The organism is Planococcus faecalis (genome assembly GCF_002009235.1).
Classification (GTDB): domain Bacteria; phylum Bacillota; class Bacilli; order Bacillales_A; family Planococcaceae; genus Planococcus; species Planococcus kocurii.
In genome coordinates this window covers 1577217-1597742 of the sequence record NZ_CP019401.1, presented here as the reverse complement: position 1 = coordinate 1597742, position 20526 = coordinate 1577217, and the positions used below count along the sequence as shown (strand labels likewise).

The window sequence follows — 20526 nt, the reverse complement described above, 5'->3', positions numbered from 1 at the left end:
GACTTAACGAAGCAAGAAGCCAGGCGTAGTTTGCCTGACTTCTTACGGGAGCCATGCAGCATGCGGCTGAAACGGAATAGAAGAAAAAATTCTTTCGATTATTCTACTTTATTATCTTCTGCTTAAAATATTGTGTTCATTTCTAAGAAACTGAGTTCTTGAATTGCGAACGCGTTCGATTCGCTCTTCAGCCATGCGGTCTGCAGCGATGTAACTCGGTACGTTATCACGTTTAGAAATTGCATAAATTTTCGTGATGCTGTCATAAATTGTTTCAACGCGTTTCATCGCGCGTTCATTGTTGTAACCATATAATTCATCTGCAACGTTGATAACACCGCCTGAGTTAATAACAAAGTCAGGTGCATATACGATACCACGTGCTTCAAGCTCATCGCCGTGACGCTCTTCTTTTAATTGGTTGTTAGCAGAGCCAGCAACTACTTTTACTTTTAATTGAGGAATCGTATCATCGTTGATGATTGCGCCCATTGCACACGGTGCAAAAATATCTGCTTCTTGTGAGTAGATGTCATTTGGTGCAACTGCTGTTGCGCCGAATGCTTCTACTGCCCGATTTACAGCATCTTGGTTAATATCTGTAACGATTAATTTCGCACCTTCTTTGTGAAGATATTCGCAAAGTGGGTACGCGACGTTCCCAACACCTTGAACTGCAACTGTTTTGCCTTCTAAAGAATCGTCGCCAAATGCTTCTAAAGCCGCGGCTTTCATTCCAATATAAGCGCCGTATGCTGTAACAGGTGATGGATTACCTGAAGAACCAAATGCTGGCGAGATTCCTGTTACGAAATCTGTTTCTTCGTGGATTAAATCCATATCCGCAACAGTTGTTCCAACGTCTTCAGCAGTTATATAACGCCCGTTTAATCCTTGAATAAAACGTCCGAATGCACGGAACATTTCTTCGTTTTTGTCTTTCAATGGATCTCCGATAATAACTGTTTTTCCGCCACCCAAGTTAAGGCCTGCTGCAGCATTTTTGTAAGTCATTCCGCGAGCAAGACGAATGGCATCTTCAATCGCTTCTTCTTCTGTTGCATAATTCCACATGCGCGTACCGCCAAGTGCCGGTCCTAGAGTCGTGTCATGAATACAAATAATAGCTTTAAGGCCCGAGCTTTTATCTTGGCAAAATACTAATTGTTCGTAATCGTGTTGTTCCATTCTGTTGAAAATTTCCATTGTTAATTCCCCCTAGTAGATGTTCTTAGCGTTAATGATGAGCAAATGGCCAAAGCCAATGAATACAGTTTGCTGTCTGCACTATCAGCACGCGACGATAAAACAATTGGCGCTTTAGCACCAGCTACAATACTGCCGACTTTGGCATTTGCAAAAAAGACCAGCGATTTATACAGGATATTTCCGGATTCAATAGTTGGAACAAGTAAAATGTCGGCGTTTCCGGCATTGTTTCCTGCTATTCGCTTATGTTTGGCCGCATCTACTGATATCGCATTGTCGAGAGCAAATGGCCCGTCTACGATACAATTTTTGATTTGGCCACGCCGATTCATCGCAGTAAGCGCTGCAGCGTCTAGTGTCACTTGCATATTCGGATTAATTACTTCTACCCCCGCAAGTGGTGCAACGATTGGTAATTCTACACCTACTGAACGCGCGATTTGAACAGCATTTTGAATAATTTGTACTTTTTGAGGTAAATCAGGACTAATATTCATGCCTGCATCTGTCAAAAAAATCAACCGATCAAACCCGGCGACTTCAAAAACAGCTACATGAGACATGACCGAGCCCGTCCGCAGACCATAGGTTGGATTTAGTACGGCCTTTAACAGTACCGCTGTCGCAATCTGACCCTTCATCAAGATATCGGAATCATTCCTGAATACGGACTTTACAGCTTCTTGTGCAGCCATTTCCAAACTATCAACGTGACACAACTGAACTTTAGGGTGATTGAGCAGCTCAGGAAAATGCTCCCTTAGCATTGCTGTTATAGTCAATTCATTGTCGTATAGTTGGAAATGAGCCATATTGCGTTCGATAGCCATACTTACGGCTTTGAGAACGGACACATCAGCAGCAGCTGCAACAGCCACCGTATGATTAGACTCATCCGAAACCATCTCGAATAACTGATTTAATGTGGCCATTACCGCTCACCTCATTCTTCTTAATTAAAACAGAACAAATGGTCATATATAAGAGATGAAAGCGTTTTATTTGCTTTTTAGCACGTAAAACATTGCAATTAATTGCAAAACCCTGCAATAATTTGCAAAACTATTGCATTAACCCGTATTTCTCTAATTTGTAATACAAGGTTCGGAGAGAGATTTCTAATTGTTTTGCCGTTTTGGATTTATTGCCGTTAGCCTGTTTCAAAGCATGATGTAAAATTCCTCGTTCAACAGTATCCAATTGTTCTTGCAAAGGCATGGAGGATTGAATGAGTACTTCGTTTTTCGCTTCTGCAACTCGTAGCATACTAAGTGGGATGTGTTCTTCAGTTAATACACGGTCGTTCATCTGCATGAAGATCATCGAACGGCTCAGTACGTTTTCCAGTTCCCTGACATTACCTGGCCAATCATAGACACGCAAATACTGTAAGGCTTTGTCAGAAATCGATTCAACACTGCGCCCGTACTCCTGATTTAACTTCAACAATAGACGCCCAGTAATTCTCGGAATGTCTTGCTTTCGATTACGCAAAGGCGGAATTAAAATCGGCATCCTGTTTAACCGATAATACAAATCCTCACGAAACTTCCCTTCAAGCAATGCTTTTTCCATGTTTGCATTTGTCGACGCAATCACACGCACGTTAACAGGAATCGGTTTACTCCCACCTATACGCAAGGTTTCATGTTCTTGTAGTACACGTAGCAATTTACTTTGAAGCATCGATGACAATTCACCAATTTCATCTAAAAAGATACTGCCATTATTGGCTTCTTCAAACAATCCGCGCTTTTCTCCTGTTTTAATACCTGGAATGGCTCCTTCTTCATAACCGAAAAGTTCACTTTCTAACAGTTCCTCTGAAAGCGCAGCGCAATTGACGCGGACGAATTTGTTGTATTTCCGCTCACTAGCGCTGTGGATGGCGTGTGCGAATAATTCTTTACCAGTCCCCGACTCACCGCGCAATAATACGGTCACTAAAGTTTGTGCGGCTAATTTTGCTTGTTGAAGAGATAATTGCATTTCTGACGACAACCCGATGATGTCATCAAAGGTATACTTCGATTCCAGTGTACGAATAATACTTCGAGCACGATCTAGCTCTTTCATTAGGGAGCGAATTTCGGTCGTATCGTGAATGACGCCAACACTGCCTTTTAACTTATTGTCGACGATAATGGGTGCGACGTTAACAATAACTTCACGGTTTGACGGACCTACTTTTAAATTAACTCCGCGTACAGGCTTGCGTGTTTGCAGTGCTTTTAAGTGCATGCTTTCTCCTTCAGAGATATCTGCCGATGCCGGCTGACCGATAACATCCTTCATCTGCAAGCCAGTAATTCGTGTATACGCTGGATTTACAAGCAATCCATTGCCCTTTTCATCTACTACGGATATAGCATCATCACTCGACTGGATAATGGCTTCTAACATGGTCTGCACTTCTTTCAGATCTGTTATTTCTTCTGCTAACGCAACCACTTCCGTAATATCTTTAAACACCGCAAAGGCACCGATGATCTCTCCATCATCACCAATCATTGGGAACCGGGAAGTAACAATTCTCGAACCATTTTCTAACGGCAGTTCTTTGTTCAATTCGGTGCGACCCGTTTCGTAGATTCTTGGCAATTCACTCAAGGAAATAAATTCGTGAATATGCTTCCCGAGTGTTTCATCAACTGTCACTTCAAGCATTCGCGCTGCACTTTTATTGATAAATGTAATATGGCTTGTTTTATCAATACCAATCATGCCTTCTTCTATTGAATTGAAAATGATTTTTTCTCTACGACTTTCTTTACTTAACCGATTAATAAAATGCTCTTTTTCTTCCAACAAACGAACCAATACATTTGCAAGACTGCCAGGAACGATAACCGTCTTTTTCAAAAAATACGTTTTTAGCTCTTGATAAAAAGAATCACTTCCAGTGACATTAAAGACAATATCAATATCCGCTTTATTGAATTTCCGGTAATCCTCCGCAACCGAAATACCGTGAGACCGCGCAGTTAAAACAGCAGGCGCATCCATGTGTAAATCAACGACGCCATGTACGTCTAAATAATCCGTTTCAAGAAGAGTCTTTAAAATAGCAGATCCTCCAACACCACCGCCGACAATTAATACTGTTTGCAATTTCATTCAAACTCCCTTCCACCAATATGCAAGTAATTGCAATAATATTTTAAGCGTACATCAGGAAGGTTTTCTTGACAACTTTAATAGAATTAGAAACAATAGAAGCAGAAGGATGTGGAATTATGGGTCGTCTAGTGGCATTTATCATCTTGCTGATTCCTGGAATTATGGCGGCATATGGCATTAAATTAATGCGTGATACGTTATTTAATAAATTGCTCGAGCCTTTTCCGGCTCTTTGGCTCCAGTTTACATTCGGCACTCTTTTTGTCGTTCTAGGAATCGGTTTTTTTGCCGGATTTCTACTGAATCGCGATCGAAAAAAAGGGACCGTTTCAAAAAGATTCCAGAAATAAAAAAATTGCGTCTACCCAAAAAGGGGAGACGCAATTTTTCTTTTAACACGATCTGGGTAATTGGTAATAATACCAACCGTTTGTGAATTAAGTTGAGTGATAAGCGACTCCGACCCTAAAACTCCGTACAACCGAACTTTCTTGTCCAACTCTAGGACATCGGCCCATAAAGCTTTATTAAGAAGGCGTTTATGAAGATGAATACTGTCGACCCACTCCATTTCTTTCACGTAAGGCAGCTGTTTATTCTTTTTAATAATCAGAGCCATTTCAGTAGAAGGCATCAATTTCTTCATTTCTTCCAGCAATTGCGGATTAAACGAAGACAAATGGATATCCCTAATCCCTTCCAACATAGCTGCAAGAATTTGTGGTCCTTTTGGATTTTTCACAAATGATGCTTTTAACTCAACGTTCAATGGAATGTTCTTTTTTTTTGCCCATTGAAACACTTCATACGCTAATGGGATTTGATAATGCTGAAATGGACGTATCCATTTTTTGCCGACACGAAGATCTTTTATGTCTTCGTAAGCAAGTGCCTCAATATCCGCATTAAAACCAGTTAGTCGCCGCAAGTTGTCATCATGAAAGACAACAACAACGCCGTCTTTCGTAATTTGTACATCAAGCTCAATCCCAACACCAAATTCACAAGCCTTTAAAAAAGCGTCCCATGTATTTTCCAGTGCATATCCTGAAGCGCCTCGGTGTGCATACACTTTGACTTCAGACAATAAAATCATCCTCTTCCATTTCTGAAATCCACTAAACGAGTAAAACCGAATTTACTATCGATTCTACTAGCCGTTTCTTTGCAGTTCCATCACTATTTTATCATTTATTAGGGCAAACTAACAGCATTGCCGTTTTACTGACTTTTTTGGTTTTGCTGTTTTCGTATACTTCCTTATGTAAAAAAATACATTGTAAGCTTTAAAACAAAAAAACCGATGAATTAAAGTCTCATCGGTCGATTATCTATTGGATCATAGTAGGTTTTTAAAGCGACGCCATCGTAAAAAATGCAATCAACATGCTAACGCAATAAACACCATAAAAATACAGCCGGTCGGTGACAGTTCCTTCACCATTACCTAAAAAATAGTCATCAATTTGCCGAATCAATTGCAATTGCGCTCGCCTCTTTTCATTCCATTGATTTTCCGGTCTCGTCATTCTTAATCATTCAGAAAGTTCTCTTTTTTTAAAACGATGTCTTATCCTTTTCCTTTATTGTGCTTTTTTTAAACCTACCAATTCACTCCAACAAACACCATAAATGTGCTTAGAATTAACTAAAAAAACTTCCCTACCGCCATTTTGGCGACAAGAAAGTTTCGATAAATTCTCCGATTATAAATCGTCTCGCATTTTCAGCTGCAAACTATCTGCGACCATTGCAATAAATTCCGAATTAGTTGGTTTTGATTCTAAATGCGCTACACTGTAGCCGAAAATTTTCGAGATATGATCGACCGTTTCATGACGATTCCAGACTTGCTCAATTGCATGGCGAATCGATCTTTCTACCCTCGACGACGTCGTGTCAAATTTAGTAGCAATTCCCGGATATAATACTTTAGTGACTTTATTTAATATTTCTGGTTGTTCCAGTACTAACGAAACGGCTTCTTTTAAATAAAGATAGCCTTTAAGATGAGGTGGAATCCCAATATCTTTCACCATATTCGTAATCAAATCATCTTTCGTTCGCTTGTCTTCAGTTTGCTTTGATCTACCAGTTCGTGCATTCATAATATGATTAATCTGGACTGCAAGGCGTTCTACCTCAAAAGGTTTCATAATAAAATAGGAAGCTCCGTACTCCGCAGCCTGGCTCATGATCGATTCCTGTCCAAAAGCAGACAGCATAATTACATCAATTCCCTGTAAATCTTCATTTTCTTTGATAGCGTCTAAAACAGCTATGCCGTCTAGATAAGGCATAATAATATCCAATAATAAGATATCAATTGTGTGATTTCGGAGCATTTCGATACAAGTTTTGCCGTTATAAGCAACTTTTACTACTTCCATGTTAGCTTGTGCATTTAAATAATCTTCCATCAGTCCGACCAATTCGCGATTATCATCTGCAATTGCGATTTTTATTTTTTTCATTCGACTCTCTCTCCTTGGTGACTGACTCTAGCAGGATTGTTTTTCTTCTTAATTGACTCTCTTTACCCTTACTGGCTGTCTTTATAACTTTATTTCATCAATAGTTTACGGTCTGCCGCGAGTGATAACAATTCTTCCGCATGTTGCAAAGTCAGATCTGTTATTTCAGCTCCTGACAGCATACGACTCATTTCTTCCGTTCGCTCTCTTCCATTAAGCTCGGTCACCGCAGTGGTTGTTCGTTGCTTGTCGACTTTTTTCTCAATAAACAAATGCTGATCTGCCATCGCCGCTACTTGAGGCAAATGGGAAATACAAAGCACTTGAGAATCGACTGAGATAGCAGCAATTTTCTCAGCAATAGCCTGAGCCACTCGACCGCTAACACCTGTATCCACTTCGTCGAATATAATGGAAGTTATGCCTTGATGCTTAGAGAAGATGGTTTTTAGTGCCAACATCATACGGGACAATTCCCCACCCGATGCTACTTTAGTTAAAGGTTTCAACGGTTCGCCAAGATTTGTTGAAATGTAAAAAGTAATTGCATCATGACCATGACGATCAAATCGACCGCTTGGCAACACGGTAAAGTTTACTTCAAACGATGCCTTTGCCATATGTAATTCTTTTAACTGCTCCATAATCGCTTTGCCTAGGCTTTTCGCTGCTTTTTTGCGAAGAATCGTTAACTCTTCCGCTTCCACACGCAAATCCTCAGTTAATTCTTTTAACTTTTCTTGATCTAATTGATAACGCTGATCTCGGTTAACCAATTTATCCAATTCATCTGTCTGCTTTTCATGATACAGCAAAATGTCTTCTACAGAAGTCCCGTATTTTCTTTTTAACGATTGAATAGCAGCTAAACGTTGCTCGATTTCATTTAATCTACCCGGATCGAATTCCATATCATCTAAAATCCGCTTGATTTCCGTACCGGTATCTTGGATTAAATAAAAAGCACCGGATAAAGTTTCAGAGGACCCTATAAAAGTTTCATCTACTGCTGCTGCATGTTCAAGTTCAGACATAGCGGATCCAATCCAATCCAGTCCTTTGCTTTCTCCTTGAATTGCTTCGTGCGCCGCAGAAATTGACTCGTATATCTTATTAAAATTTTGTAATTTTTTACGTTCTTGAATAAATTCCTCTTCTTCTCCTATAACCAACTCCGCTGCTTCGATTTCTTGCAGTTGGAAAGTCAATAAATCAATACGCTGTGCAATTTGCTGCTCATTTTCAGTATAAGAAGAAAACTCTCGCTTTAATTTTGTGTACTTATCAAATGTGTGGCTATAGCTTTCTTTTGACTTCGCTAAGCTTCTACCGGCAAACTGATCGAGCAAGTAAAGATGCTGTTTTTCATCCATCAATTCCTGTGTTTCGTGTTGGCCGTGAATATCAATTAGAGAAGCTCCAACTTCACGTAAAATAGAAATGGTAACGAGTTTACCATTTATTCGACAGACATTTTTGCCTTTATCATTTAATTCTCTGCGCAACAAAATATCGCCATCACTCCAAGTGATACCGAATTCCTCTAATCTGCGAAATACCGGGTGTTGTTCATTTTCTAATGAAAACAAGCCTTCGATTTCTGCCTTTTTAGCGCCATGACGAATAAATTCTTGGCTTCCTCGTCCACCTGCTAAAAGATGAACCGCATCGATAATAATGGATTTACCGGCTCCGGTTTCTCCAGTCAAAACAGTCAATCCTTCAGAAAAGCTAACTGTCAAAGCATCAATAATAGCAAAATTGCGTATATCTAACTCCCGAAGCATATCCGCTCACCTCTTCTTAAAGCATTTCGATTAAACGTTGTTTTAAAATTTCACGCTGTTCGGTATCTCGGCAAATAATAAGACATGTATCATCCCCACAAATTGTTCCAAGAATTTCTTCCCAGTCCAAATGATCAATGAGTGAGCCAATTGCATGAGCATTACCTGGCAAAGTTTTCATTACTAAGAAATGGCTAGCTCCGTCAATGCTAACAAAAGCATCTGTCAATGCACGATGCAGTTTTTGCATTGGGTTAAAACGTTGATCAGCTGGCAAACTGTATTTGTAACGCCCATCTTGAAGCGGTACTTTTACTAAATGCAATTCTTTTATATCACGTGAAACAGTTGCTTGTGTCACTTCATAGCCCGCTGATTTTAGTAGTTCTACCAACTCATCTTGTGTTTCAATTTCGCGATTTGATATAAGATCGCGTATTTTAATGTGACGCTGTCCTTTATTCATGTTGTGCCCCCTTGAATGAATAATTATTCCATATACCTAATATTCTAACTCTATTTCATACACAAGACAAGAAAACACATTCCTTTTGGAATGTGTTTATAGTAATTCATGTGCTGTCTTGACAGTTTCATCGATGGACTGCTCAGAAACCCCTGCTATATCAGTGCCTTCAATAGCCGATTGAAGGTGAAATAAAAATTCAATATTACCTTCTCCACCAGTAATCGGTGAGAACGACATGTTCTTCACATGAAAACCGGCTTCAACTGCAAATTTTCCGACTTTAACTAACACATCACGGTGTATTTGGGGGTCGCGAATAATGCCTTTTTTCCCAACATTTTCTCTACCTGCTTCAAATTGAGGTTTGACCAGTGCGATGACGTCGCCCCCTGGGACCAAAACTTGTTTTAACACAGGAAAAATAATGCGCAAAGAAATAAACGAGACATCAATTGTAGCAAATTCCGGCAGACCTTGATTAAAATCTTCTGGTTTGGAATGGCGGAAATTGACGCGTTCCATGACAGTCACACGCTCATCCTGCCTAATCTTCCATGCCAACTGATTGTAACCAACATCAAGTGCATAGCAGTGCTTAGCGCCGTTTTGAAGAGCGCAATCAGTGAAGCCCCCTGTTGAAGAGCCTATATCAAGCATCAGTTTGTCGGCAACTGATAAGTCAAACTTTTCTAAAGCTTTTTCAAGCTTTAAACCGCCTCGGCTAACATATTTCAAATCATTTCCTTTCATTTGCAAAGGAGATTCTACTGAAATTTTTTCACCAGGCTTATTCATGCGTTCAGATCCAGAATAGATAATACCAGCCATGATGGCTCGTTTTGCTTTTTCACGTGTTTCACAGATGCCTTGTTCAACCAACAAGACATCTACACGTTCTTTTTTGGGCTTGATCATAGAGGAATCGAACCTGCCTGCTTTTTGGCTTGCGCACGCTTGTTAATGACACGCACGACTTCATCGCTATTTAAATGAATTTCGTCCATAAGTTCAGCAACGTCTCCGTGTTCAATAAAGTGATCCGGAATTCCTAAACGGTCAATAATCGATCCGCGGTACTGGTTTTCTTGTACAAATTCTAACACGGCACTACCAAAGCCACCTTGAAGTACCGCTTCTTCGATCGTTACGACCGGAATGTCACGTTTAAAGACTTCGTGGAGCATTGCCTCGTCCATCGGTTTAATGAAACGTGCATTTACCACTTCCACCGAAATGCCTTGCTCGAGTAATTGTTCTGCTGCGCGCATAGCCATTGGAATGGTCGTACCGAACGTTAAGATGACAGCATCTGTTCCTTTTTGTAACACTTCCCACGAACCGATTGGCAACGCGTGAAGTTCTGTATCCATTGGTACACCTAAGCCGTTACCTCTTGGATAACGAAGCGCAATTGGGCCACCATTATAATCAATAGCAGTTTTCACCATATGCTGTCCTTCATTTTCGTCTTTTGGCATCATAATGACCATGTTCGGCAAATGACGTAAGAATGCAATATCGAAAACGCCTTGATGCGTTTCACCATCTGCTCCAACAAGACCTGAGCGATCAATTCCAATAAAGACATTTAAATTTTGACGACAAATATCATGAACGACTTGATCGTATGCACGTTGTAAGAACGTTGAATAAATCGCTAAGAATGGCTTCATGTCTTGTGTAGCAAGTCCAGCCGCCATCGTTGTCGCATGCTGTTCTGCAATTCCGACATCAAACATACGGTCAGGAAATTCAGAAGCGAATCCTTCTAATTTCGAACCAACTGGCATAGCCGGTGTAATTGCGACAATGCGCTCGTCTGTGCGTGCTAGTTTACGGACAGTTTCTGCTACCAAACCACTCCATGAAGGCGCTTTTGAAGATGATTTTACTAAATCACCAGTCTCCGTTTTATAAGGACCCGTACCATGCCATGTTCCAATTGTATCTTGTTCAGCAGGTAAAAAGCCTTTGCCTTTTTTCGTTATGACATGAAGTAAAACCGGTCCTTTGGTTTTCTTCGCGTAACGTAAGTTTTCTTCCAGTTCTTCTATGTCATGTCCATCAATTGGCCCTAAATACGTAAAGCCCATTTCTTCAAAGAACATTCCTGAAACTACTAAATATTTCAAAGAATCTTTTACGCGTTCAGCAGTTGCGGCTAATCTGCCACCGACTGCCGGTACTTTTTTTAGTAAATATTCCAAATCATCCTTGACTTTGTTGTACTTCCCAGCTGTTCTCATACGGCCAAGCATACTGTGCATTGCTCCAACATTTGGAGCAATAGACATTTCATTGTCATTTAAAATAACGATCATATCGGTCTTCGTATGACCAATGTGATTTAATGCTTCAAAAGCCATTCCACCGGTTAATGCTCCATCACCAATAATTGGAACTACATAATTGTCGGTTTTTTTGATATCACGAGCAGCTGCCATTCCCATTGCAGCTGATAGAGACGTCGAACTATGTCCAGTTTCCCATACGTCATGGTCGCTTTCATTGCGTTTCGGAAATCCACAAAGACCTTTAAATTGACGCAGTGTGTCAAATTGGCTAGCTCTTCCTGTTAAAATTTTGTGGACATATGACTGGTGCCCTACATCCCAAATAAATTTGTCTGATGGGCTATCGAATACTTTGTGTAGCGCAACCGTTAGTTCCACTACTCCAAGATTCGGACCAATATGCCCACCTGTTCTTGATAAATTCTCTATTAGAAACCGTCTTATATCTTCACTTAATACTTCAAGCTGTTTTGTGTTCAGCTCTTTTAAGAAAGATGGACCAGTAATCGATTGTAGATCCATTGCCATCACGCACCTTTTTTAAAATTTTCCTTCAGACTGTCTGTTCATATTATATCAGTCTACAGCGATTGTACAAACCAGAGCCTTAGAAATCAGCTTTTTCTTTGAACAATTAAGTCTGTCAGTTGTAACAGCAATGTTTTTTCTCCCATCAGCTTATCGAGTGAATTGATCGCTTCAGAAGCATGAAAGTCTAACTTTTCCTTTGCTTTTGGCAATGTCAATATGCCTGGATAGGTACTTTTATCGCTCGACTCGTCTTTTCCAGCAGTTTTTCCAAGTTCCTGAGAAGTTCCCGTAACATCTAGAATATCGTCTTGAATTTGGAACGCAAGCCCAAGATGCTGACCAAATTGACTGAGTGCTACCATTTCTTCGTTCGAAGCTTGTGCTAAAATACCACCCGCTAAAATGCTATACGTTAACAAAGCACCCGTTTTCAAGCGATGTACTTGCTCTAGTTCTTCAAGTGTTAGTTGTTTTTCTTCACCTTCAATATCTAATACTTGTCCGCCGACCATTCCTTCAGCCCCCGCAGAAACACTCATCAAATCAATTAAACGGACTTTATCATCACTTGAAACGTTCGACAACCTTGCAACAATACCGAAGCTATAAGTTAAAAGTGCATCTCCAGCAAGAATAGCTACAGCTTCTCCAAATACTTTATGGTTTGTTGGCATGCCCCGTCTTAAATCGTCATCATCCATACTTGGTAAATCGTCATGAATCAATGAATACGTATGAATCATTTCAATTGCAGCCGCTACTTTAAGTGCATCGGGATGTTCTTGTCCGCTTAACTCATGAAGAACTGCCAGCAAAAGAATTGGACGGATTCGTTTTCCTCCTGCTTGCAACGAATAATGCATCGACTCTCTTAGCGAATCGGGAATCGGCAATGATAAAATTAGTTGAGCCATTTCCTGTTGGATAAGTGGTTCGTAATGCGTACGAAATTCAGTTAAATTCATTTGGCATTCCCGCCCATTTCTATGTCGATTGGCACTTCCTTGCCGTCTTTCATCATTGTCACCAATTGACTTTCTGCATTCTGTAATTTATCGTGGCATACTTTTGACAGTTCCATCCCTTTTTGATAAAGGGTAAGCGCTTGTTCAAGTGGAACGTCTCCCTGTTCGAGTTGACGAACAATTTCCTCCAATTGTTCCATTGCATCGTTAAACATGATTTTCTTTTCAGCCATCGTTTACGTCTCCTTTACTTGCTGGATTTATTTCATTGACAGTTGCCTGGATCATACCGTCTTGCATTGCGATCGTCAAACTGTCACCTTTTTTTACCTGCGTTACACTTTTTACTACAGCTCCTTCTATATAAGGAATCGAATAGCCACGGTCCATAATCTTAAGTGGACTTAGCGCATCCAATGTCCGAATAGAAGAGGACAGCTGTTGCTGGCGATCTTTTAGCAATTGGTTTACTTGATAATCAAGCCTTCTCCCAAGTTCCGTTACATCTGTCTCCGACTGACGAATTTGTTGCAGGGGCATGCGCGACTTTAATCGGTGGTCGAACGTGCGGTATTGTTCTTTTGAACGACTCACATATTGTAAAGACTCACGCTGCAGAGAGTCCGTAGCCCGCTCTATACGTTCTATAAATGGACGGTATAGACGTTCTGGGTAAGCTAGTGGAAACGATGAAGTTAATCGTTCTAGCATTTTCTGTTGCTGGCTGATCGTGATAGAAACGGTCCGGTACATCCGACTGCGATAGCTTGATATTTTCTCAAGCAGCTCTGCCTGACTTGGTACGGCTAGTTCGGCAGCGGCAGTCGGTGTCGGTGCTCGTAGATCTGACACAAAATCAGCAATCGTAGTATCCGTTTCGTGACCAATGGCTGAGATAATAGGAATTTTCGAAGCGACAATAACACGCGCCACTGCTTCTTCGTTAAAAGCCCATAGATCCTCGATAGAACCGCCACCTCGACCAACGATTAAGACGTCATAATTGCTTGTATTGGCCGCCTGTATCGACTGAACTATGGATTGGACTGCACCTGCCCCTTGTACGAGTGTAGGATACAATACCACCTCTGCTAAAGGATAACGACGATGTAAGGTAATAATAATATCGCGCACAGCAGCTCCCGTCTGAGCGGTCACTACTGCAATTCTTTTCGGAAAACGCGGCAGTTGTTTTTTATGAAGTGCATCGAACAAGCCTTCTTTGGCTAGCTTTTCTTTTAATTGTTCAAAAGCTAAATAGTAATCACCAATGCCGTCTACTTGCATAGATTGTGCATACAATTGATATTGACCCGATGCTTCGTAAACTGAAACGTCTCCACGGATCAATACTGTCATGCCGCTTTCGGGCTTGAATTTAACAGACTTAGCACTTGCTGAAAACATGACGCCTGGTAATCGTGTGGCATTGTCTTTTAATGTGAAATAAATATGGCCGCTCGTATGGATTTTAACATTCGATAATTCACCTTTGACGTAAACATCGCGAAGATGTGGATCGGCATCAAACTTCTTTTTTATGTATTTGGTTAAGGCTTTGACACTTAAGTACGGGTCGGTTGACACACTTTCAACCCCTATCTGTGAATTTAAAAAGCTGTCTTTCTTTCGAAAAACAGCCCTATTGCTCTTTATTTTACATGCTTATGCTTATTTTGTCTTTGATAACCCTTTTTCCGCTGACTGTAGTGTATTTCCCATCAGCATCGCAATGGTCATCGGTCCGACACCACCAGGAACTGGAGTTACAAAGCCAGCTGTTTCTTGAACATCTTGAAAGTCAACATCCCCGCACAATTTACCGTTTTCATCTCGGTTCATTCCTACATCAATAATAACTGCATCTGGTTTGATAAATGTGTGATCGATAAACTTGGCTCTACCGATAGCAGCAATCAAAATATCCGCTTGTGCTGTGATGCTCGCTAGATCTTTGGTTTTGGAATGGCAGTAAGTCACAGTCGCATCTTTTTGAAGCAATAGCTGACCAATTGGCTTGCCCACGATATTGCTACGTCCAATTACAACTGCATGCTTGCCAGCTGGATCAATATTGTAATGAGCTAGTAGCTCCATTATGCCGTGCGGTGTACACGGTAGGAAAGCTTCTTTACCAATCATCATATTACCGACCGAAATTGGGTGGAAGCCATCGACATCTTTTTCTGGACTAATTGCTGAAATAACTTTAAATTCATCAATTTGTTTTGGCAAGGGCAGTTGGACAAGAATGCCGTGAATTTCTGGATTTTGATTTAACTCCTCAATTTTCGTCAGCAGTTCCTGCTCGGTCAATGTATCTGGATATTGATGAAGGTCTGAACGCATACCAAGTGCTTCACACGTTTTTTTCTTGTTTTTTACATATGTAAGAGAGGCGGCGTTTTCTCCCACCAATATAACGGCAAGTCCTGGGATGATGCCTTGCTGTGCCAATTTTTCCACGCGCTCTTTTACCTGGATTTTAACTTTCTGGCTTACCGCTTTTCCATCAATCAATGTTGCAGTCATATTAACTCCTCCAATTAATTTGCTGTTTCGTCTGTAAATTTCGAAAGAACGCCGTTAACAAAGCGGCTCGATTTATCGTCTCCAAAAGTTTTGCACAGTTCAATCGCTTCGTTCATGATGACACGTGCAGGTGCATCTTCCATGTGGTCTAGTTCAAAGATTGCCATGCGAAGAATTGTTCGTTCAATTTTTGGTAACCGTTCTAACGACCAATTTTCCAAATGTCCAACTAATTTTTCATCAATTTTTTTCATATTGCTGTAAGTGCCTTGAACTAATAAACTATAGAAGTTATCATTTTCTCCAGCCATTACATGGTCCATAGCCTCATCAATTGTCAGTTCAGTGCCTTCAAGTTGAAATAAGGTCTGAAGCGCTTTTTCGCGTGCTTCGTGTCGTTTCATAATATGTCCGGTCTCCTTTTCACAGCTAATTACCTCTTATTATACAGGTTTTCAGACTGAACTTCCATGTTTGAAATGTTCGGTCAATAGTTCAACACAACAAAATTCTGAGCTTAGCAGACAAAAAAGACGAGGCTGTCCCGAAGCCAATGCTAGCGCTTCAGGACAGCCTCGCTGTCTATTCTGTTGCTTGAGACTCGAAGTTAATGCCTGTAATGTGCACATTCACTTCTTGTGTTTGAAGCGACGTCATATTTTCAAGCGTTTGACGAACCTGCTCTTGAATTTTTAAAGCTGTCTTTGGAATTGATACACCATAGTTAATGACGCAATAAACATCAATCGCTAGTCCTTCTTCAGACAAGTCGGTTTTGATGCCTTTGCCGTGAACTTTCTTGCCTAACCGCTCAACTACATCAGAAGCAAAATTACCACGCATGCTTGCAACACCCTCAATATCTGTCGCTGCAATGCTCGCAATGATCTCCAAAACTTCTGGAGCCACTTCGATGTTACCTAAATTTTGTGCTCCATGAGACTTCATCCGTACATAAGGTGCTGTTTTTTCTGCCATTTGCAAAGCTCCTCCTTTAAGATTCCAATACGTCGTATTTTTCCAGGAATTTCGTATTGAAATCGCCTGATTTGAATACTTCGTGATCCATTAATTTTGAATGGAATGGAATCGTCGTGAACACGCCTTCAATGACAAACTCATCTAACGCGCGTTTCATTTTCGCTACCGCTTCTTCGCGCGTATCAGCAAAAGTAATCAGTTTAGCAACCATGGAATCATAATACGGGGGAATGCTGTATCCCGAGTACATAGCCGAATCTATTCTTACGCCCATACCACCTGGGGGCAGGTACATCTCTACTTTGCCTGCTGAAGGCATAAAGTTTTTCGCTGGGTTTTCCGCATTTATACGGCATTCGATTGACCAGCCCTTAAAAACGACATCTTTTTGTTTATAAGCTAGTTTTTCGCCCGAAGCAACTTTTAATTGCTGTTGAATCAAATCAATTCCTGTAATCATTTCTGTTACTGGATGCTCTACTTGAATGCGTGTGTTCATTTCCATAAAGTAAAATTTCTGGTTAACTGCGTCAAAGATAAATTCAACTGTCCCAGCACCACGGTAATTGACGGCTAAAGCAGCTTTTACTGCAGCATCGCCCATTTCTGCGCGCAACTCAGGAGACAAAGCCGGTGAAGGCGCTTCTTCAACTAATTTTTGCATGCGGCGCTGAATTGAACAGTCACGCTCACCTAAATGAATGGCATTGCCATGTGAGTCCGCTAACACTTGAATTTCAATATGACGGAAATCTTCGATAAATTTCTCGATATAAACGCCTGGATTGCCAAAAGCAGCTGCTGCTTCTTTTTGCGTCATTTTCAGACCTGCAACAAAATCTTCGCGCGTTCGGGCCACACGAATTCCTTTTCCACCACCGCCGGCAGTTGCTTTAATGATGACCGGAAATCCGATTTCATCTGCAATCCGTAAGCCGTCTTCTTCACTAGCTACAATACCAGTGGAACCTGGAACAACAGGGACACCGGCTTTGCGCATCGTTTCACGGGCTACGTCTTTAGTACCCATACGCGAAATAGCGTCGGCTGTTGGACCGATAAACATCATATCGCAAGCTTCGCATAATTCAGCAAAACTCGCGTTTTCAGCTAAAAATCCGTACCCTGGATGAATGCCATCACAATTTGTTAGCTTAGCAACTGACATGATATTTGAAAAGTTCAAATAACTATCTTTTGATAATTTTGGACCGATGCAATAAGCCTCATCTGCAAGTTCCACATGAAGCGCTTCTTTATCTGCTTCTGAATATACTGCGACCGTCTCAATGCCCATCTCTTTACAAGCGCGAATAATCCGGACCGCAATTTCCCCACGGTTTGCAATTAATACTTTTTTCATCGCTTTCATCGCTTTCATCGCTATCTCCCCTTTCCTCAGTTTGCTTTCACGAGGAATAAAGGTTGGCCGTATTCGACAAGCTGACCATCTTTTACAAGTATTTCAGCAATTTCCCCATCCACTTCTGCTTCGATTTCGTTGAATAATTTCATCGCTTCAACAATACACACTACTTGATCGGCAGTAACTTTAGATCCTACTTGTACATAAGCCGCTTCCTCTGGAGATGGAGATTCATAGAAAGTACCGACCATTGGTGAAAGAATTTTGTGATACGCTGAATCGCTGCTAGCGGGAATTTCGGGTGTTTCTTGTGATACCAGTCTTTCTGCTTCTGACTCTTTTGTCGGTGCAGATGCACTTGGTGCTTCTACCGCTTTTGGTTGTTGAGGTGTTTGTGCTACTGAGTTAAGCGTTTGTTGAGCAGTGCCCAAACCATTTTTTTTCATTTTCACTTTAACGCCTTCAAATTCGTAAGAGAACTCTTCAATTGATGACCCATCTACCAATTTGATGATTTCGCGGATTTCTTGAATTTTCATATTCATCCTACTCCCCTAATATGTAGTTAATTGATTTCTATTCTATTTTAGACTTTTTCGTTCTATTTTGAAATAGCTAAGCTGACTTTTTAAAAAAAGGCCTCTAGCAATAGAGGCCTTCCGCTTGTTATTGAGCTCTTGATACGTATGACGAGTCTGTCGTGTTGATAATCAAGTGATCGCCCTCGTTGATGAAGAACGGCACTTGAACAGACAAGCCAGTTGACAATTTCGCTGGTTTTGATCCACCGCTTGCCGTATCTCCTTTAATGCCTGGATCCGTTTCAACTACTTCTAGAACAACCGTATTCGGCAATTCAACACCTAATACTTCGCCTTGAAATTGAATAACTTGAACTTCCATATTTTCTTGAAGAAACTTCAATTCGTATTCAATGTTTTTTTCAGGCAATTCAATTTGATCGTATGTTTCCATATCCATAAATGCGTGCATATCACCATTAGCATACAAATACTGCATTTTGCTATTATCGATTTGTGCTTTCGCGACTTTTTCGCCTGCACGGAATGTCTTTTCAGTGACACTTCCAGAACGCAGGTTGCGAAGTTTTGAACGCACAAATGCTGCGCCTTTACCTGGTTTTACATGTTGGAATTCCATAACGCGCCAAATTCCGCCGTCTACTTCAATTGTGACACCTGTCTTAAAATCGTTTACTGAAATCATAGTAGTTCCTCCGTTTGTTATAAAATGCGTAGCTCTTTTGTGGAGTTAGTCAACCGTTCATTTCCTGACTCGGTTATCAGTATATCATCTTCAATGCGCACTCCGCCAATTCCCGGTAGATAAATTCCCGGTTCTACTGTCACAGCCATGTTCGGGTCAAGAATTGTTTCTGATTTAAAAGACAATCCCGGACCTTCGTGAACTTCTAAACCGATGCCATGACCCGTTGAATGGCCGAATGCGTCGCCATAGCCTTTAGATTTAATATAATCTCGTGCGATAGCATCCGCTTCTATCCCACTCATACCTGGACCAATTTTCTCTACACCTAGTTCTTGTGCTTTCAAGACCACATCATAGACTTCCTTCATTTTTTCTGAAGGCTGACCGACTGCAACCGTGCGGGTAATATCTGAAATGTAGCCATTGTATAAAGCACCGAAATCAAGTGTAACCATGTCACCTTTTTCAATAATTTTATCTGTAGCTACGCCATGAGGCAATGCCGAACGAAGTCCAGACGCAACGATAATATCAAAACTTGATGATGTCGCTCCTTGTTTTCTCATGAAAAATTCCAGTTCATTAGAAACTTCAAGTTCTGTCAATCCTGGACGAATAAATCCGCAAATATGCTCAAAAGCATCATCTGCAATTTTAGCAGCTGCTTTTAAAATTGTGATTTCTTCTGGTGTTTTGACCATCCGAATTTTTTCAACCAAATCGCTGACAGGTTGTAATTCTATATCCATCTTGGATTTATACTGCATAGCTGTTGCATAAGTCATATGATCTTGTTCAAAAGCTAGTGTTTGAATAGCTAACGACTTAACCGTTTTGATTGCCTCGTCAGTCAAGTTTTTTTCTGCTTGGACAACAACAAAATCTTCAACTTGATCATTGGCTTGCTCAGTGTAACGAAAATCAGTAATAAAAACCGCCTTTTCCTGTGTCACGATTGCCAGTCCAGCTGTTCCCGTAAATCCAGTAATATAGCGCAAGTTAAAAGAACTGGTAATAAGCAGTGCCTCAATATTTCGGCTGTTCATTTCCGTACGTAGTTTTTGAATTTTCAACATCTTCATCCTCTCTCTTGTTTCAAGATCAATGCTTGTAGTGCTAATTTGTAGACATCCTGACCAAAGCCAACAATTTGTCCGAAAGTAACTGGGGAGATGTATGAATGATGGCGGAACTCCTCACGTTTGTGGACATTTGATATATGTACTTCAATAACAGGGACTTTGATTGCGGCAATCGCATCTCGAATAGCGATGCTCGTATGCGTATAGGCACCAGCGTTCAATACAATTCCTGATAATGCATCGTCTCCTGCTCCGTGAATCCAATCAATCAATTCTCCCTCGTGATTCGACTGCCGACAAATCAATTCAATATGATGTTGGTTAGAAAATTCCACTAATTCTTGTTCTAACTCTTCTAGCGTAAACGTTCCATAAGCTTCTTTCTCTCTCTTGCCCAAACGATTTAAGTTAGGACCGTTCAAGATCAGCACGCGCATTCAACTTTCCCCTCCCCTTTTACATTCTTAATTATTTTAACATATCGGA

22 protein-coding genes are annotated in these 20526 nt (G+C 40.8%); 1 reads left to right on the top strand and 21 read right to left on the bottom strand.

Going from position 1 to position 20526, the window contains the following annotated elements:
• Window positions 1-111 precede the first annotated feature (111 nt).
• The 3 genes from AJGP001_RS07980 to AJGP001_RS07970 form a co-directional block, all read right to left on the bottom strand.
• The gene (locus AJGP001_RS07980; protein ID WP_058385492.1) at window positions 112-1206 is read right to left on the bottom strand and encodes a Leu/Phe/Val dehydrogenase; all 1095 of its coding nucleotides are present in this window, start codon (window positions 1204-1206) and stop codon (window positions 112-114) included.
• A 2-nt stretch (window positions 1207-1208) separates the two neighbouring features.
• Window positions 1209-2141: a phosphate butyryltransferase gene (gene yqiS / locus AJGP001_RS07975; RefSeq protein WP_071154014.1), complete on the bottom strand. Its 933-nt coding sequence runs from the start codon at window positions 2139-2141 to the stop codon at window positions 1209-1211.
• Window positions 2142-2271: 130 nt separating this feature from the next.
• Window positions 2272-4320, bottom strand: coding sequence for a sigma-54 interaction domain-containing protein (locus AJGP001_RS07970; RefSeq protein WP_071154067.1), 2049 nt, complete (start codon window positions 4318-4320; stop codon window positions 2272-2274).
• Between the two features lie 125 nt (window positions 4321-4445).
• Here AJGP001_RS07970 and AJGP001_RS07965 point away from each other — a divergent pair, with 125 nt between their 5' ends.
• A complete protein-coding gene (locus AJGP001_RS07965) occupies window positions 4446-4679 on the top strand; it encodes a DUF2627 domain-containing protein (RefSeq protein ID WP_058386914.1) in 234 nt (77 codons plus the stop codon).
• An 11-nt stretch (window positions 4680-4690) separates the two neighbouring features.
• Here the strand turns inward: AJGP001_RS07965 and AJGP001_RS07960 are convergent, their stop codons facing one another.
• The 18 genes from AJGP001_RS07960 to aroQ form a co-directional block, all read right to left on the bottom strand.
• Entirely contained in the window at window positions 4691-5425 is a 735-nt protein-coding gene (locus tag AJGP001_RS07960; RefSeq protein WP_245830258.1) for a glycerophosphodiester phosphodiesterase, read from the bottom strand.
• A 256-nt stretch (window positions 5426-5681) separates the two neighbouring features.
• The gene (locus AJGP001_RS17495; protein ID WP_169835264.1) at window positions 5682-5858 is read right to left on the bottom strand and encodes a hypothetical protein; all 177 of its coding nucleotides are present in this window, start codon (window positions 5856-5858) and stop codon (window positions 5682-5684) included.
• Window positions 5859-6035: 177 nt separating this feature from the next.
• Window positions 6036-6803, bottom strand: a complete 768-nt coding sequence (gene spo0A, locus AJGP001_RS07955; protein ID WP_071154012.1) for a sporulation transcription factor Spo0A — start codon at window positions 6801-6803, stop codon at window positions 6036-6038.
• Between the two features lie 89 nt (window positions 6804-6892).
• Window positions 6893-8590: a DNA repair protein RecN gene (gene recN / locus AJGP001_RS07950; protein WP_071154011.1), complete on the bottom strand. Its 1698-nt coding sequence runs from the start codon at window positions 8588-8590 to the stop codon at window positions 6893-6895.
• A 16-nt stretch (window positions 8591-8606) separates the two neighbouring features.
• Window positions 8607-9056 carry a transcriptional regulator AhrC/ArgR gene (ahrC, locus tag AJGP001_RS07945; RefSeq protein ID WP_058385497.1) on the bottom strand — a complete coding sequence of 150 codons (450 nt, stop codon included), beginning with the start codon at window positions 9054-9056 and terminating at the stop codon, window positions 8607-8609.
• A 96-nt stretch (window positions 9057-9152) separates the two neighbouring features.
• A complete protein-coding gene (locus tag AJGP001_RS07940; RefSeq protein ID WP_188074734.1) occupies window positions 9153-9971 on the bottom strand; it encodes a TlyA family RNA methyltransferase in 819 nt (272 codons plus the stop codon).
• Entirely contained in the window at window positions 9971-11875 is a 1905-nt protein-coding gene (dxs, locus tag AJGP001_RS07935) for a 1-deoxy-D-xylulose-5-phosphate synthase (RefSeq protein ID WP_071154066.1), read from the bottom strand. The genes AJGP001_RS07940 and dxs overlap by 1 nt, the downstream gene beginning before the upstream one ends.
• A gap of 92 nt (window positions 11876-11967) precedes the next feature.
• On the bottom strand, window positions 11968-12849 hold the full coding sequence (locus AJGP001_RS07930; protein WP_071154010.1) for a polyprenyl synthetase family protein: 882 nt from the start codon (window positions 12847-12849) through the stop codon (window positions 11968-11970).
• A complete protein-coding gene (gene xseB / locus AJGP001_RS07925; protein ID WP_058385500.1) occupies window positions 12846-13082 on the bottom strand; it encodes an exodeoxyribonuclease VII small subunit in 237 nt (78 codons plus the stop codon). Before xseB ends, AJGP001_RS07930 begins: the two co-directional genes overlap by 4 nt.
• Entirely contained in the window at window positions 13075-14436 is a 1362-nt protein-coding gene (gene xseA, locus AJGP001_RS07920; protein WP_078080358.1) for an exodeoxyribonuclease VII large subunit, read from the bottom strand. The genes xseB and xseA overlap by 8 nt, the downstream gene beginning before the upstream one ends.
• Before the next feature lie 84 nt (window positions 14437-14520).
• Window positions 14521-15381 carry a bifunctional methylenetetrahydrofolate dehydrogenase/methenyltetrahydrofolate cyclohydrolase FolD gene (gene folD, locus AJGP001_RS07915; protein WP_078080357.1) on the bottom strand — a complete coding sequence of 287 codons (861 nt, stop codon included), beginning with the start codon at window positions 15379-15381 and terminating at the stop codon, window positions 14521-14523.
• Window positions 15382-15395: 14 nt separating this feature from the next.
• Entirely contained in the window at window positions 15396-15785 is a 390-nt protein-coding gene (nusB, locus tag AJGP001_RS07910) for a transcription antitermination factor NusB (protein ID WP_071154009.1), read from the bottom strand.
• 178 nt (window positions 15786-15963) lie between these two features.
• On the bottom strand, window positions 15964-16359 hold the full coding sequence (locus AJGP001_RS07905) for an Asp23/Gls24 family envelope stress response protein (protein ID WP_058385504.1): 396 nt from the start codon (window positions 16357-16359) through the stop codon (window positions 15964-15966).
• Window positions 16360-16375: 16 nt separating this feature from the next.
• Window positions 16376-17725 carry an acetyl-CoA carboxylase biotin carboxylase subunit gene (gene accC, locus AJGP001_RS07900; protein WP_078080824.1) on the bottom strand — a complete coding sequence of 450 codons (1350 nt, stop codon included), beginning with the start codon at window positions 17723-17725 and terminating at the stop codon, window positions 16376-16378.
• A 35-nt stretch (window positions 17726-17760) separates the two neighbouring features.
• Window positions 17761-18267, bottom strand: coding sequence for an acetyl-CoA carboxylase biotin carboxyl carrier protein (accB, locus tag AJGP001_RS07895; RefSeq protein WP_071154065.1), 507 nt, complete (start codon window positions 18265-18267; stop codon window positions 17761-17763).
• A 127-nt stretch (window positions 18268-18394) separates the two neighbouring features.
• Window positions 18395-18955: an elongation factor P gene (efp, locus tag AJGP001_RS07890; RefSeq protein WP_058385505.1), complete on the bottom strand. Its 561-nt coding sequence runs from the start codon at window positions 18953-18955 to the stop codon at window positions 18395-18397.
• 17 nt (window positions 18956-18972) lie between these two features.
• Window positions 18973-20034 carry a M24 family metallopeptidase gene (locus tag AJGP001_RS07885; protein WP_211272188.1) on the bottom strand — a complete coding sequence of 354 codons (1062 nt, stop codon included), beginning with the start codon at window positions 20032-20034 and terminating at the stop codon, window positions 18973-18975.
• Window positions 20035-20036: 2 nt separating this feature from the next.
• Window positions 20037-20477, bottom strand: coding sequence for a type II 3-dehydroquinate dehydratase (aroQ, locus tag AJGP001_RS07880; protein WP_071154008.1), 441 nt, complete (start codon window positions 20475-20477; stop codon window positions 20037-20039).
• Window positions 20478-20526 lie beyond the last annotated feature (49 nt).